The organism is Brevibacterium sp. 239c (assembly GCF_900169365.1).
Taxonomy (GTDB): domain Bacteria; phylum Actinomycetota; class Actinomycetes; order Actinomycetales; family Brevibacteriaceae; genus Brevibacterium.
This window is the reverse complement of sequence record NZ_FXZH01000005.1, coordinates 202156-217266: the sequence shown is the minus strand read 5'-3', so window position 1 is coordinate 217266 and position 15111 is coordinate 202156. Positions and strand designations below refer to the sequence as shown.

Below are 15111 nucleotides of genomic sequence, written 5' to 3'. Positions count from 1 at the left end.
CGTCGGAACGATCGAGACCTGAAAGTACGGCTGAAGCCCACCGGGAACGCCAGAGGCCCACCGGAATCGCATACCGGTGGGCCTCCGTTGAACGTGAGGCTTACTGCACGCTGGAGAGGAACGTACGGGTCCGTTCATGCTGCGGATTGTTGAAGATCTGATCCGGCGGACCCTCTTCGAGGACCTGGCCGCCGTCGAACATCATCACCCGGTGTGAGACCTCGCGGGCGAACTGCATCTCGTGGGTGACCAAGAGCATCGTGATGTCGGTCGTCTCTGCGATATCGCGGAGGACTCCGAGGACATCTCCCACGAGCTCGGGGTCGAGCGCGGACGTCACCTCGTCGAGGAGGAGGATCTCCGGGCTCATCGCCAGTGCCCGTGCGATAGCCACACGCTGCTGCTGACCGCCCGAAAGGCGAGTGGGATGCTCATCGGCCTTGTCTGCGAGTCCGACCTTGTCCAACAGCGACTTCGCCTCTGCCACGGCATCGGCCTTGGATCTGCCGAGCACGTGGATGGGCGCCTCGATGATGTTCTCGAGCACCGTCATATTGGGGAAGAGATTGAACTGCTGGAAGACCATTCCGATCCGCGTCGTCATGGCCCGGGTCGTCTTCGACGGCAGTTCGACTCGCTTGCCGTTCTTCTCGGTGTGGGTCAGCGGTTCGCCGTCGACGAAGATGTAGCCGCCGGTCAGCTCCTCCAAGGTCATGACGAGGCGGAGGATCGTCGTCTTTCCCGAACCGCTGGGCCCGATCAGAGTCACACGCTCCCCGGGCGCGACAGTGAAGTTGAGGTCCTTGAGTACGGTGGTCTTGCCGAAAGACTTCTCCACTTCTTTGAACTCGATCGCCGGTGTGGCCGAGCTTGCGGGGTCTGCCGTCGGAGTTGATGAGGTGCTCTCAGTAGGTGGCAAGGCGCTTGTCCAATCGTTGGATGAGCAGGGACGTCGGGTAGCTGGCGGCGAGGAAGATGATCCCGGCCAAAGTGAAGGCTTCCGTGTAGGCGAACGTGGAACCGCCGAAGTCCTTCGCGGAGCTGACGAGTTCGACCACCGAGATCGCGAACAGGTACGGGGTGTCCTTGAACATGGCCACGGCGTAGTTGCCCAATGACGGGATCGTGGCGCGCAGCGCTTGCGGGAGGACGACGGCGGTGAACGTGCGCACCGGTGGTAGGGACAAAGCTGTGGCGGCCTCGCGCTGACCCGGAGGCACCGAATCGATGCCCGCACGGTAGCTTTCTGACATGTATGTCGAATAGTGGATGCCGATGACGATGCAGCCGATGACGAGCGCCGGAATGCTCTTCAGTCCAGGGAGGTCCGAGAACGCAAAGTAGACGAACATCAGCTGCACGATCAGCGGCGTGTTGCGGACGAAGGCGACAAGCAGTCTGACCAGCCAATTGATCCAGCGAGGCAGTGAGCGTATAGCCACGGCAATGAGGAGGCCCAGAATCGCGGCGATGATGGTGCCAACGACTGTGGCGATGAGTGTGTTGACGAATCCTCGGAGGAGGATCGGCAGCGCTTCGGCGGCAAATTCCCAGTTCCAGATCACAGGCCACCTCCTTGACCGGCAGGACCTAGCTTGGAGGCCCCATCGTTGGCAGCAGCATGGGATTTGAGACGATCGCGGCGAAGTTCCTCGCGAGCGTCGCGACGAGCATCTCGTCGATCACTCCGGGAGTTCGGGCGTCTGCGTCCGAGCCGTTTGGTGGCTTGGCGTTCGAGAAGGTTCATGCCCTCCTGGATCAGCCACGCGATGACGAAGTAGATAAGGAGACCGACGGTGAACGCAAAGTAGGTGTCGCCGGTTGACTGGCGCAGCTGTTGGATCTTGTCCGTAAGGTCGCTGAGCGTGATGAAGAAGACCACGGCTGTGCCCTTGAGCAGCTGGATGAGCAGAGTCGCCAGCGAGGGGATCATCAGGGCCCATGCCTGGGGGAAGATGACGCGGATCATGCGCCGGGTCGGGGAGAGGCTGAGCGCGATCGCCGCCTCCCATTGGCCGGAATTCACGGTCTTGATCGACGACCGGACCACCTCGGCGGAGTAGGCCCCGTAGTTGAGCGACAGCGCGCCGATACCGCACAAGATGGGGTCGAGATCGATGCCGAGGAGTGGGAGCACGTAGAAGAGCCAGAAGATCTGGACCAGCAGCGAAGTGCCGCGGAAGAATTCGACGATGATCCTGGCAGGGATGCGCATCCACGCGTGAGGGGAGGTCATCGCGAGTCCGAGGATGAGGGCGATGATGATGGTGCCGATCGAGCCGGCGATGGTGAGGATGAGCGTCGTCTGAATTCCCTCCCACAACTGTGGGAGGAAATTCAGCAACGTAGTGACATTGTCAGTCATGATCGGCAGCGACTAGGGGCCGGTTCAGGACTTGGCAGTGGGCAGTTCGCCCTTGCACAGCTGATCGGTCGTGATCTCACCGTCAGGACGCTCTTCTTTGGTGAAGCCGAAATCGCCGACGACATCGAGGTACTTCGTCTCATCGGAGACGATTTCGTCGAGCTTCTCGTTCCACTTGTCCCGGAGTTCGGTGTCATCGGTGCGGAAGACTGTGGCACCGGCACCGATCTGTGGGACTCCCTTGATCTCCTGGACGAAGGAATCTCCGACCTCGACGCCGGAGTCCTTGTTGTTCTTGGCCATCCAGTTGAGCGAGATGGCGGTCAGTGCGAAGACATCGGCACGGCCCGTGGTCACAGCGTCCATGCCGTCCTGCGGAGTGCCGACCTTCTGCGATTTGATGCCGAGGTCCTTGGCGTAGTCTGACTCCACTGCGCCAGTCATGGTCGCGAGCTTGAGACCCTTCTTCTTCACATCATCGATGGTCTTCATACCGTCCTGCTTGCCCTTCTTGGTCATCAGGGCAGTGGTGTACATGAACTCAGGATTGCCGAAGGCGGCCTGCTCACAGCGATCGGGCAGGATGGACATGCCCGCGGAGATCGCACCGAAGCGGTCGGCGTTCAGTCCGGGGATCAGCGAACCGAATTCGGTGTTGACACCCTCGACGTCGTCGACACCGAGTTCCTTGAAGACTGCTTCTGCCATGGCGACCGATGCACCCTGGAGCTCGCCGTCCTTTTCGAAGCTGTACGGAGCCTCACCGGCGAAGCCGACGGTGATCTTTCCGTCATCGACGGCCTTCTGGAGAGTGCTCTTGTCGGAATCGCTTCCGCCGCAAGCCCCCAGGGTGAGTGTCAGAGCGAGGATCGAGGTCGCGGCGGCTAGCCCCTTGATGGCTTTCATAGCTGTCCCTTTCTTAGTACGTCGACACATCTTCGTGACATGCGTCTCAAGAACACTATTCAATACTTTTGTTGTTCGGATGTCACACTGTCAGACAACGTTATATGATCGTGATATGCCTCAACTCCCGACTTCGGAGCTTCCTGTCCTGCGCAAGGTCATCCGTTCCTCGACGATCGACCTCATCGCCGATCAGATCAGGAACGCCATCTACAGCGGCTCGCTGGCGCCGGGACAGTCCATCAACGAGGTGCGCACGGCAGAGCTCCTCGTCGTCTCCCGCCCCTCCTTGCGGGAGGCCCTGCAGCGTCTGGTCAGCGAAGGGGTGATGACCCACGCGCCCGGTCGCGGAGTCTGGGTCAAGCGGATGACGTCTGATGACATCGACGACGTCTATGCGGTCAGGGAAGCCATTGAGGCGCAGGCTGTGAAGATCATCATCCGGTCGGGCAAGCCGATCGCCCGCATCCACCAGGCGCTGGCCAAGCTTGAGCTCGCGATCGAGGAGAACACTGCGCGAGCAATCGGCGACGCCGACCTCGACTTCCACCATTCGATCGTCGCCTGCTCCGGCTCCATCAGGCTCAGCAGCCTGATGAAGGTCTCGATGGTCCACACCCGACTTCTCTCACTCTCCGATCCGCGCGGATACGAGGTCAGGTGCGACCTCATCGAAACGCACAGAGAGCTGAATGAGGCCATCGCAGCCGGTGACGAGCGCCTCTCCTTGGAGATCGTGGGCAGGATCATGACCGGCGCCGCCTGCCGTCTGCACAATCCGCTGACTGAGCCCGAAGCCGTCATCGTCAGGGCCGGTGATCAGGACGGGCCCGTTGATGACCAGTGGTCGCAGCTGAGAGATACGATGAAGACATGAAGGTTGTCTGCCCCGGTTCCTATGACCCGATCACTATGGGTCATCTCGATGTCATCGCCCGCAGTGCCCGACTCTTCGACGAGGTGGTCGTGGCCGTTGTGCACAATCCCAAGAAGTCCGGACGTTTCGACCCTGAAGTTCGCGCCGATCTTATCCGGCGGTCCCTGGACGAGGACGAGCGGACACGCGACGCCGAAAACGTCATCATCGACACCGTCGCCGGGGGGCTCCTCGTTGACTACTGCACCTCTATCGGAGCCCCCGCCGTGGTCAAGGGACTGCGCTCGGGCACAGACTTCGCCTACGAACTTCCGATGGCGCTGATGAATAAGCATCTGAGTGAGCTCGAGACGATCTTCGTCCCCGGCAACCCCGAGTACGAGCATGTCTCGTCCTCGCTCATCAAGGAAGTCCACGGTGGTGGGGGAGACATCGAAGGTCTGGTTCCCGGCGCGGTGCTGTCGGCGCTGAACGCCAGCGCCTGAGGCATGCCGATTCCCTCTTCCTCGTCTCGGGCGTGGTTCCTCGGTCTCATCTTCCACACCGTGATCGCACATGCCACCTACAACGGCGTGCGCGTCCTCATCTCCTACCGGACCCTGGAGCTGGGCGGCAGCGGGGTCGTCCTCGGTCTCATGACCGCCTGCTATTCACTCGTGCCGCTGATCACAGCGCTCCTTGTGGGCCGGCTCGTCGACCGCGGATACGCCACCGCTGTGCTGTGGACGGGAACGATCCTCTCGATCCTGCCCGTCGGGCTCGCAGCGATAGCGCCCAACCTCGGCATGCTTCTCATCGCCACGATGTGCCTGGGGCTCGGGCAGCTGCTGACCACGGTCGCGTCGCAGGCGCTGATCCCACAAAGCTTTCCCGCCTCGGCGCTGACCTCGAAGTTCGGCTACCTCACCCTCGGCGTCTCGATCGGACAGACCATCGGTCTGCCCGTAGCCGGTGCGATCGCCGGCGCCACCGATGGTGCGCCGCAGATCGTCAACGCCCTGTGGTTCATGACCGGGGTCTCCGCGCTGACACTGGTCGCCGCGGTCATCGTCCTCCTCCGCGGTCGCACCCCGCACGTCTCCCGCGCTGATGCGGCCAAAGACGCCCGAACCCCCTTGTCTCTGCTGGCGATCCGGGGCATGAAGCCCGCGATCCTCGCATCAATGACGACCCTGGCCGCCGTCGACCTGATGACGGCCTACCTGCCGCTCATCGGACAGCAGAACGGGTTGTCGGTGACGACGGTGACCTGGTTGCTGACCCTGCGCACACTTGCCTCGGTGATCTCGCGACTCATCATCGGACAGCTCACCCGCAGATGGCGCAATCTCTCGCTCCTGTGGACCGCCTCGGCGCTGGCAGGGGTCTGCATCATCCTCATCCCTGTCTTCACCCAACCGTGGGCGCTGGCGATCCTGCTGCTCGCCTCCGGGTTCTGCTTCGGACTCACCCAGCCGCTGACGATGACCTGGGTCTCGACATTGTCGGACCCGGCCAACCGGGCCGCAGTCCTCTCGATCCGACTTGCCGGCAACCGACTCAGTCAGGTGGCGATCCCCTCGGCGGCCTCTCTGCTCACCATCGTTGCCGGATCCGGAATCGTGTTCACGATCTCCGGGACACTGCTCTTAGCCGCCGGTGGCGTCACCTGGCGCAACCAGCACGAGAAATGGTGACCAGGAACACCCGCGCATCCGCACAGGCTCGATTGGTAATGACCGGCGATGATGACTAGAATGGTGAGTCGCGTGTGAACGCAGGAGTAAGCATCCTCAATCACGTAAAGGAGGAGTGAGCATGAAGAAGCAGTCTGAGTTCGTCTACGATCTCAGGTCGATGGGATTGCTCGGTCATCCTGGTGAATGGGAACGGGTGAACACCACCCTGTCTGCTCCGTCGGATCTCAAGATCGAAGTGATCGGGGTCGCCGAAGGTTCACCACTGACACTCGAGCTGATGTTCGAAAGCGTGTCGGAGGGAATCTACGTGTCGGGCACAGTCTCGACAGTGGCCCGCGGCGAAGATGTAAGGACTCTCGACGAAATCGAGTTGCCTATAGATGTCGACATCCAAGAGATGTATGTCTATGAGCAGGCCGATGGCGACGAGGATTCCTATGTCATCGATCGCGATCAGCTCGACCTCGAGCCCGCAATCAGGGATGCTGTCGTCATGGCTCTGCCCTTCAGTCCGTCAAAGGACCGGAGCGAAGAGTTCAGCTTCACCCTCGGTGAAGATCTTGAGGTCGATGACAGCGAATCGGATTCGCCGTTCGCATCATTGAAGAGTTTGTTGGATGAGAAGAAAGAGAGCTAGACGTGGCTGTTCCAAAGCGTAAATTGTCGCGCAGCAACACCCGCCACCGTCGTTCGCAGTGGAAGGCACAGGCGCCTAGCCTGGTCAAGACTGTGGAGAACGGTCGCGTTGTGTACTCGCGCCCTCACCAGGCCAAAGTTGTCGAAGACGCAGCCGGCACCCCGCTGTTCCTTGAATACAAGGGACGCAAGGTCGCTGACGTCTGACCTGTGGACACTGACACCACAGCAGAACTGCAGAAGAGTCTCGGGATCGATATTGATCCCGAGACTCTTCGTCTCGCGTTAACTCACCGCTCCTTCGCCTTCGAAGCCGGCGGCATACCCACGAACGAGCGCCTCGAATTCCTCGGCGATTCCGTCCTGGGCCTCGTGGCCACCGAGTCGCTCTACTACGACAACCCGGATCTGGCCGAAGGTTCACTGGCCAAGATGCGCTCCGCCGTGGTCAACACCAAAGCACTGGCGTCGATCGCGCGCAGACACAGAATCGGCCCCCATATACTCCTGGGAAAGGGCGAAGAGCTCACCGGCGGTCGCGACAAGGACTCGATCCTCGCCGATACCGTCGAAGCCCTCATCGGTGCGACCTTCGTCGCCCGCGGACGTGAAGAGGCCTTCGCCTTCGTTCACCGTCTCATCGACGGTATGCTTTCCGACGCCGTGAATCTCGGTGCCGGAATGGACTTTAAGACGACCCTGCAGGAAGCAGCGGCCGACCTTGATCTGGGCGCCGTGAGCTACGAGATCGTGTCCTCGGGACCCGACCACGCCATGGTCTTCACCGCCACAGCGCTGTTGGGCTCCAACGGTTGGGGCTCCGGAGACGGTTCCTCGAAGAAGAACGCGGAAGCCGCCGCCGCGGAAGTCGCCGTCAAGGCCATCCGCACCATCTACCCGGACTACACTCGCTGAACATCGCTGTGGCGGGGCCTCGTAGCCCCGCTCTGAGCGTGAGAGCTCGAAGGAGTTCCTGATGCCTGAGCTGCCCGAGGTTGAGAGCGTCCGTGTGGGCGTCCATGAATGGACTGCCGGCACCACCATCACCGGCGCCGAGGTGATCGATCCCCGAATACTCGGCACGACGTCACAGCGTCGCATCGATGCTTCCGCAGCCGAAGAGTTCGTCGCAGCCGTCACCGGTCGGCGAATCATCGGTGCCGAACGTCGTGGAAAATTCATGTGGCTGACGTTGGGGGAGGACCCCGGCGTTGGGCAGTCGGCCGAACCGGCTGCCCCTGAACTCAGTCTGCTCGTCCACCTCGGCATGAGCGGGCAGCTGCGCGTGCACAACGCGAATGACTCAATCCACAAGCACACGCGAGCCATCTTCCGGCTCGAACGGGGCAGCGCCGGATCCGAGACCGACGGTGAGAGCCTTCAGCTGCGCTTCGTCGACCAACGGATCTTCGGCCATCTGGGCGTTCAGCCCCTGGTGCACGCCTACGGTCGGCTCGTGCCCGCCTCGGCGAATCACATTGCGGCCGACCCGCTGGAACCTGCATTCGAACCCGGTCTGGCTCTCGAGCAGCTCTCCCGCAAGCGGACGGTGGTCAAATCAGCGTTGCTCGATCAGTCTCTGGTCAGCGGCATCGGCAATATCTATGCCGATGAAGCTCTCTTCAGAGCCGGCATCCACCCTCTGGCGATTCCCGCTCGCACCCGCAAGTCACGCCTGGCTGCTGTCCTCGATTCTGCGGCGCGGGTGATGAGCGATGCGCTGGCCGTGGGTGGGACCAGCTTCGACGCGCTCTACGTCAACGTCAACGGAGAATCCGGCTACTTTGACCGGGCCTTGCTGGTCTACGGTCGCGGTGGCCAGGAATGTGTGCGCTGCGGGACCGAGATCGAGAAGATGACGATCGGCGGACGCGGCAGCCACTTCTGCCCGAACTGCCAGAACGCTCCGCGCTACCGCTAGCCGCGTGCCGACGACTGCGGCGCTGGCGCATCAAGCCGAAGAGTCGCTGGAGCCCGTCAGCAGTGTGAGTAGACTCGGGACAAGCGAATTCCAGGTCGGTGGATGTTCAGAGAGGAACAGACATGTTCACAATTCCAACGTTCATCGGCGGGATTGTCCTCCTGCTCGTTCGGGCGCTGCTCACTGCGGCATTCGTCCGCGAGTTCTGGGTCAAGGCAAAGGACATTCCGGGTTTCGCAAAGAACGACGGGCTCAACGTCCCGACCGCGTGGTTCGTCGCCATCGCCGAACTGACTGCGGCGGCATCCTTCGCCTCCGGCGTTCTCGCTCAGTGGGCCGGAATCGGAGTGATCGTCCTGATGCTCATCACCACCTGTCTGCACGTGTTCAGATGGCACTCGAAGTACTGGGCCTCGGCCGGAGGTCCGGAGTACGACCTGCTTCTGCTGGTCTTGGCCGCGGTCATCACCGCCTTCGGGACGGGACCGATCGCGATTCCCACCCTGTTCGGGATGTGACCCTGACTCGAAGGTGACCCTCTTGGGGCAGGAAGCCCAGGGAATTGCCGAGGGCCGGGTACCGCTCCTCTCGGAGTGATACCCGGCCCTCGGCTCGGTTTCTGCGACTAATCAGCGCATGCGGTACTTGGAACCCTCCTCACCGGACGTGTCACCGGACTTCGAGGAATCACCCTTCGACGAAGACTCAGCACCCGCCTCGGTGTCGGTGGAGGTCGTGCCTTCGTCGTCTGCGATCTCCTCGGCAGGCAACTCGGACGTGTCGAGTCCGAAGACCTCACCGTCGTACTCGTCGACGGCCGTGGCGACCGACTGTTCGAGGATGTGGTCGGCCAGCTGCCCCTGGATGATCAGCGGATCTCGGGACAGGTCCTTCCACACCGCCACACACAGCAGCAGCATGACGATGACGAACGGCAATGCCGCCACGATCGTGATGTTCTTCAGACCTTCGAGCGCCTCGGCGGGGTCATCACCTCCGGCGAGGAGCATCACCGCGGCCACAGCACCGGTGGCCACACCCCAGAACAGGACAAGACCTCGTCCTGGCTCTTCGCGACCGTTGGCCGAGAGCGTGCCCATGACGATCGAGGCAGAGTCGGCGCCGGTGACGAAGAAGATCGCGATCAGGATGACCGTGACGATCATCAGGATGATGGCGATGAGGTTCGGCAGCGGAAGCGCGCCGAGGAGGTCGAAGAGGATCGTGTCCATGTTGATGTCCGGCTCACCGTCGACGACCTTCGCCAGTGCCTTGACAGTTCCTTCGCCGCGTTCGGCACGCTCCTGGATGCCGATGGCACCGCCGCCGAAGATCGCGAACCAAATGGTCGACACGACGGAAGGGACGATGAGGACGCCGGTGACGAACTGACGCACGGTGCGGCCGCGCGAGATACGGGCGATGAAGAGGCCGACGAAGGGCGACCAGGAGACCCACCAGGCCCAGTAGAAGACCGTCCACGAGGACAGCCACTCATTGACGCCCTGACCGTTGGCCGCGGTGCGCGAGGCCATCTGGGGCAGATCCTCGATGAACGAGCCGATCGAGGATGGGATCACGTTGAGGATGAACAGTGTCGGCCCGCCGATGAACACGATGAGGGCGACGATGATCGCGAGAACCATGTTGATGTTCGACAGCCACTGGATGCCCTTCTCGACACCGGACACGGCCGAAGCGACGAAGGCAGCTGTGAGGATTGCGATGATGATGACGAGGATCGGCGAAGAGACGTGGGACATGATGCCCGCCGATTCGATGCCGCCGCCGATCTGGATCGCGCCGAGACCGAGCGAACAGGCGGAGCCGAAGAGCGTCGCGAGGATCGCGAGGATGTTGATGACCTTGCCGCCGGCGCCGTTGACGGCACGCTCGCCGAACAGTGGGGTGAACATCGAGGAGAACAGCTGGGAGCGACCGAGACGGAAGGAGCCGTAGGCGACGCCGAGTCCGACGATGGCATACATGGCCCAGGGGTAGAGGGTCCAGTGGAAGAGCGTGGTTCCCATCGAGGTGCCCATCGCCTCCGCCGTGGAACCATCAACGGTCGCCGGGGGAGGAGACATGTAGAAGAACAGCGGCTCACCGACAGCGGAGAAGACCAACCCGATGCCCATGCCGGTGGCGAACATCATCGAGATCCACGACGAAGTCTTGAACTGCGGCTTCTCATCGTCCCTGCCCAGCGGGATGCGCCCGAACTTGGACAAGGCGACGATGATGACGAAGATCGTGAAGACCGTGGCGGCGATGACGAAGAGCCAGCCGAAGTTGTCCATGACACCGGTCAGCAGAGTGCCCGCGACAGAACCGAGGCTCTCTGGAGAGATGAAGCCCCAGACGACGAATGCAACTGCGAGGATACCGGCTGTGAAGAAGACCACCTTGTCGACTCCCTGGCGAATCAGGGGCCTCTGTTTGGTGGTCGGATTCTTCAGGTGCTTGATCAGCTCCTGAGTCTTAGTCAATTCACTGCTCATAGGGACGCTAGCCGATCAGCTGGGCCGCAATAGGTTCGCGACCATTCCCAGTCGGCGCTCCTTCCTGTTCATGGACGGCATTGATAGTCATCGGGCGGTATTACGATGTGCTTACCTAGAAATAGCCCGATTTGTCAGTTTCCTGTCGATTCACACCGATGATCTCCTCAGATGAGATGCGATCTTCTCAGGTGAGATGCGAGGCGGGCCGAGCTTTCGCCGGTGCGACGATGATTGATTCTGCCCGGGCAAGGACAAGGCCTCGTCGCTAACGACGAGGCCTCGATCCGCTCCTCCGGCTGGGCTCGAACCAGCGACCCTTCGATTAACAGTCGAATGCTCTGCCAACTGAGCTACGGAGGATAGGCGCCGATTTCGGCGCACGAGGGAACACTCTATCAAAAGATCGGAGTATTGCAGGAACTCCTTCGCGATATGCTGGATGGACAATGCATCTCAAAAGCCTGACCCTGCGAGGATTCAAATCCTTTGCCTCGGCGACGACTCTCAAATTCGAGCCGGGCATCACCTGTGTTGTCGGCCCCAACGGCTCCGGCAAGTCCAACGTCGTCGACGCCTTGTCCTGGGTGATGGGAGAGCAGGGCGCGAAGAATCTGCGCGGCGGAAAGATGGACGACGTCATCTTCGCCGGGACCTCGAAGAGACAGGCATTGGGCCGCGCCGAGGTGGCCCTGACCATCGACAACACCGACGGAGCCATCCCCGTCGACTACACCGAGGTCACGATCTCGCGCACCCTGTTTCGCACCGGGGGCAGCGAATACGCCGTCAACGGGACACCGGCACGACTGCTGGACATCCAGGAACTGCTCAACGACTCCGGTCTGGGCAAAGAGATGCACGTCATCGTGGGACAGGGGCGCCTCGACGCGATTCTGCACGCCGACCCGATCGAGCGCCGCAGCTTCATCGAAGAGGCCGCCGGCGTCCTCAAGCACCGCAGACGCAAGGACAAAGCCGTCCGCAAGCTCACCGGTCTGCAGACGAATCTTGATCGTCTGTCCGACCTGCGGACTGAACTCAATCGACAGTTGGGGCCGCTGGGGCGACAGGCCGAGGCCGCTCAGAAAGCCGCCACCGTCCAAGCCACACTGCGCGATTCCGCAGCACGGCTGTTGGCTGATGACACCGTGCGCCTGCAGGCCACACTGGCCTCGACTTCCACGGTTGAGGGCGAAGACGGCAATGACCGGATCGGTGACCTCGAGCATCGGCGATCCCGCACAGAGGCGCGATTGCAGGAGATCGAAACACGTCTGGGAACCCTTGATGCCGAGCTGGAGAACCTGCGGACCTCCGAATCGCGGACACAGACCCAGATCGTCCGGGCCAGAGGACTTGCCCAGCGCGCCGAGGACAAGCGCTCACACTTGCTCTCCGAGGTTGCAAGCCTGGGCAGACGGGAATCGAAGTCGCCGGAAGAGCTGAGATCCCAAGCCGAGCACCACCAGCAGGAACTCGGCGCCGCACGGAAGGCAGTGGAGGAATCCGCGGTGGCACTGGATCGCAGCCAGATGCGAAAAGAAGAACTCGCATTGGCGTTGAAGAAGGCCGAAGACGAGGTCAAGGCGACCCAGTTGGCCATCACCGAGGCGATCAAGAACCGCTCGGCACTGCAGTCCAAGAGCACCCAGGCGCGAGAGCGCATCAGCGACCTCGCCTCCAGAATCGAATCCAACCGGGCAGAGATCGACACCGCGTCGGCCCGTATCGCCGAACGCCGTGAAGAACTGAGCACCGCCGAGGCAGCTGTGGAAGGCGTGGAAGCAGGCGAGAGCGAACTCGACACGGAATACGAATCCGCGAAAGACGCCCAGACCGCGTTGGAGACCGAACTCGACGAGCTCCGAGCACAGCAGGCGAAGACCGCGTCAGAACTCGCCTCGGCCCAGGCCCGCGCGGAGGCCCTGTCTCTGGGCACCGCATTGGAAGCCGACCTCGAAGACATCGTCAACGCCGATCTGCCAGGGGTCGGCTCGGCCGTGACCGAACGGTTGAGCGTGGCCAACGGATTTGAAATGGCTGTGGCGGCAGCCCTGTCGAACACGGTCTCCGGTGTGCTCGTCGATTCCGGTCGGGTGGCACTGACAGTCCTCGACCACCTCGGCGAGGACACCAATGTCCACCTCACGATCCCTGCCGGGACGAGAACAGGTGGGACCGCTGGTAGGGCCGCTGGTGGGATCGCCGGTAGGAGCGGCGAGTCGAAGAGCCTGCCCACCCTCAGCCCGACCGCGGACGGTGGGGCGGCCACGCGGTGGCTCTCCGACGTGGTCAGCAGCGACGTCCCTGAACTCACCGAACTTCTGAACTCTGCGCTGGAGGCGGTCGTGTGCGTTGATGACGCTGACAGCGCCTTGTCCCTCATCGACGCCCACCCCGAACTCACCGCCGTCACGGTGCACGGTGAGATCCTCACCGCCACCCGGGTCAGTCGGGCCCGCACCGCCTCGGGCACCCGTCTGTCCTCACAGACCGCGCTCGAAGAGACCCGTACCTCAATCACCGAACTGGAGCAGGCACGGAGCCGCATCGACGCCGACATCGATCGGGTCGACGCGAAACTCGTCGAGGCGAAGACAGTGGCCGCCGCGGCCCTTGAGGAACTGCATTCCTCGGACGCGGCGATCATGGCCGCAGGGGAAGAGGTCTCGCGAATCACGGGCGACATCACCACCGCCCAGACTCGCCTGCAGCGGGCCAAGGACAACGAAGTAGAACTGAAGACACGGCTGGAGACCGCCGAAAGTGAGGCCCGCACAGCCGAATCCGCACTCGCCGGGGCAGACGACGTCGAAGAGGTCGTCGACACCACAGCCCGAGACGAGCTCAGCCAGCAGGTGTCTCAGTCCTCTGAAGACGTCATCGAGACTCGGATCAGCCACAAGGCAGCCACGGACCGGGCACAGTTCCTCTCCGACCGTGTTGATTCCCTGCTGCGTCAGGCAACGGCGGAGGAGACCGCACGTGAGCAGACGCAGCGGACGATTGTGCGCAAGAACAGAGCAGCCGCCTCGGCGCTGCTCATCGTCGAGACCGCACAGAACGCGAGCACCCTCGCGGAGACGACGGTGTCCGAACTCGGCTCCCAGATCCAGGTCCTCGTCGAGGAGCGCGGGCAGCTGCGCGAGGAGAAGGGCCACCTCGGCGAAGAATTGGGCACCACGCGCACAGAACTCCAACGACTCAAGGACATGGCGGCCGAAGCCGAACTCGCAAAGGAACGGTTCCGACTTAAGCTCGAAGAGATCGAGAACCGGGCGGGGGAAGAGACCGGGCTCGGGCTCGAACGACTGGTCGAACTCTACGGTCCGCATACCCCTGTGCCCGCCTTCGACGAGAGCGAGGAAGAACGACCCTACGTGAGAGCCGAGGTCGAGAAGCGTCACAAGCAGGCAACCGCTGCCCTCAAGCGCATCGGAACCGTCAACCCGCTGGCGCTCGAAGAATACGAAGCGCTGAAGGAGCGACACCAGTTCCTCGAAAAGCAGATCACCGACATCGAGTCCTCCCGGAAAGACCTGATGAAGCTCGTCGATGAGGTCGACCGGCACGTCGAACGCGTCTTCTCGGAGGCCTATGCGGACACCGCTCGCGAATTCGAAGACATCTTCTCCCGACTCTTCCCCGGCGGCGAGGGATCCCTGAGCCTGACCGATCCCAATGACATGCTCACGACCGGCGTCGATGTCCACGCCCGGCCCGCCGGTAAGAAGGTCAAACGACTGTCCCTGCTCTCCGGCGGTGAGCGCTCACTGGTCGCCGTGGCCATGCTGGTTGCGATCTTCAAGGCCAGGCCCAGTCCGTTCTACGTCATGGACGAGGTCGAGGCGGCACTCGACGATCTCAACCTGTCTCGCCTGCTGACCGTGTTCGAGGAGCTCCAGGACTCCTCTCAGCTCATCGTCATCACGCACCAGAAGCGCACGATGGAGATCGCCGACGCGCTCTACGGGGTGACGATGCATGGTGATGGTGTGTCGAAGGTCATCTCGCAGCGGATTCCATGAGCGGCAACCGCCCGCCAGAGACCGATTCGGCAGAGACGTCCAGGGGAGTCCCAGGGAATTCTCCAACAGGCTCACGGCCCCCGAACACAAATGTTGTGGGTTTGGACGATAGACTTGGGGACAGGGAAGCATTGTCAAAAAGCTTGAGGAGCGAGACGTCCATGGCCGAGTCGGCTGATTCACGGGGTGACTCGA

The 15111-nt window shown here is 62.2% G+C and carries 14 protein-coding genes and 1 tRNA gene; 9 read left to right on the top strand and 6 right to left on the bottom strand.

Translation table 11 applies throughout. From position 1 onward, the window contains the following. Nucleotides 1-100: 100 nt before the first annotated feature. The 4 genes from ehuA to ehuB are packed head-to-tail and all read right to left on the bottom strand — an operon-like array spanning nt 101 to nt 3271. A complete protein-coding gene (gene ehuA, locus BSP239C_RS07015; protein ID WP_101571294.1) occupies nt 101-919 on the bottom strand; it encodes an ectoine/hydroxyectoine ABC transporter ATP-binding protein EhuA in 819 nt (272 codons plus the stop codon). After that, nucleotides 906-1565: an ectoine/hydroxyectoine ABC transporter permease subunit EhuD gene (ehuD, locus tag BSP239C_RS07010; RefSeq protein WP_101571292.1), complete on the bottom strand. Its 660-nt coding sequence runs from the start codon at nt 1563-1565 to the stop codon at nt 906-908. The genes ehuA and ehuD overlap by 14 nt, the downstream gene beginning before the upstream one ends. Beyond that, nucleotides 1562-2365: an ectoine/hydroxyectoine ABC transporter permease subunit EhuC gene (ehuC, locus tag BSP239C_RS07005; RefSeq protein WP_101571290.1), complete on the bottom strand. Its 804-nt coding sequence runs from the start codon at nt 2363-2365 to the stop codon at nt 1562-1564. Before ehuC ends, ehuD begins: the two co-directional genes overlap by 4 nt. 24 nt (nt 2366-2389) lie before the next feature. Further along, entirely contained in the window at nt 2390-3271 is an 882-nt protein-coding gene (gene ehuB, locus BSP239C_RS07000) for an ectoine/hydroxyectoine ABC transporter substrate-binding protein EhuB (RefSeq protein WP_101571288.1), read from the bottom strand. A gap of 115 nt (nt 3272-3386) precedes the next feature. On the opposite strand from ehuB, the gene BSP239C_RS06995 reads away from it, so the two are divergent. The 8 genes from BSP239C_RS06995 (at nt 3387) to BSP239C_RS06960 (ending at nt 8902) form a co-directional block, all read left to right on the top strand. After that, a complete protein-coding gene (locus tag BSP239C_RS06995; RefSeq protein WP_101571286.1) occupies nt 3387-4148 on the top strand; it encodes a GntR family transcriptional regulator in 762 nt (253 codons plus the stop codon). Next, on the top strand, nt 4145-4633 hold the full coding sequence (gene coaD, locus BSP239C_RS06990) for a pantetheine-phosphate adenylyltransferase (protein ID WP_101571284.1): 489 nt from the start codon (nt 4145-4147) through the stop codon (nt 4631-4633). Before BSP239C_RS06995 ends, coaD begins: the two co-directional genes overlap by 4 nt. Nucleotides 4634-4636: 3 nt before the next feature. Continuing rightward, nucleotides 4637-5824, top strand: coding sequence for an MFS transporter (locus tag BSP239C_RS06985; RefSeq protein ID WP_101571282.1), 1188 nt, complete (start codon nt 4637-4639; stop codon nt 5822-5824). Nucleotides 5825-5945: 121 nt separating this feature from the next. Further along, entirely contained in the window at nt 5946-6464 is a 519-nt protein-coding gene (locus BSP239C_RS06980) for a DUF177 domain-containing protein (RefSeq protein WP_101571280.1), read from the top strand. A 2-nt stretch (nt 6465-6466) separates the two neighbouring features. After that, the gene (gene rpmF, locus BSP239C_RS06975) at nt 6467-6670 is read left to right on the top strand and encodes a 50S ribosomal protein L32 (protein ID WP_009885115.1); all 204 of its coding nucleotides are present in this window, start codon (nt 6467-6469) and stop codon (nt 6668-6670) included. A gap of 3 nt (nt 6671-6673) precedes the next feature. Further along, nucleotides 6674-7378: a ribonuclease III gene (gene rnc / locus BSP239C_RS06970; protein ID WP_101571278.1), complete on the top strand. Its 705-nt coding sequence runs from the start codon at nt 6674-6676 to the stop codon at nt 7376-7378. 61 nt (nt 7379-7439) lie between these two features. Beyond that, complete coding sequence (gene mutM, locus BSP239C_RS06965; RefSeq protein ID WP_101571276.1) at nt 7440-8384, top strand: bifunctional DNA-formamidopyrimidine glycosylase/DNA-(apurinic or apyrimidinic site) lyase; 945 nt, start codon at nt 7440-7442, stop codon at nt 8382-8384. A 122-nt stretch (nt 8385-8506) separates the two neighbouring features. Then, on the top strand, nt 8507-8902 hold the full coding sequence (locus tag BSP239C_RS06960) for a DoxX family protein (RefSeq protein WP_101571274.1): 396 nt from the start codon (nt 8507-8509) through the stop codon (nt 8900-8902). A 111-nt stretch (nt 8903-9013) separates the two neighbouring features. Here BSP239C_RS06960 and BSP239C_RS06955 read toward each other — a convergent pair whose 3' ends face one another. Both BSP239C_RS06955 and BSP239C_RS06950 read right to left on the bottom strand, forming a co-directional pair. After that, nucleotides 9014-10885: a BCCT family transporter gene (locus BSP239C_RS06955; protein WP_257930113.1), complete on the bottom strand. Its 1872-nt coding sequence runs from the start codon at nt 10883-10885 to the stop codon at nt 9014-9016. Between the two features lie 290 nt (nt 10886-11175). Further along, nucleotides 11176-11248 (bottom strand) — tRNA-Asn (locus BSP239C_RS06950). Nucleotides 11249-11334: 86 nt separating this feature from the next. Here BSP239C_RS06950 and smc point away from each other — a divergent pair. After that, on the top strand, nt 11335-14916 hold the full coding sequence (gene smc / locus BSP239C_RS06945; protein ID WP_101571272.1) for a chromosome segregation protein SMC: 3582 nt from the start codon (nt 11335-11337) through the stop codon (nt 14914-14916). The last annotated feature ends 195 nt before the right edge of the window (nt 14917-15111 follow it).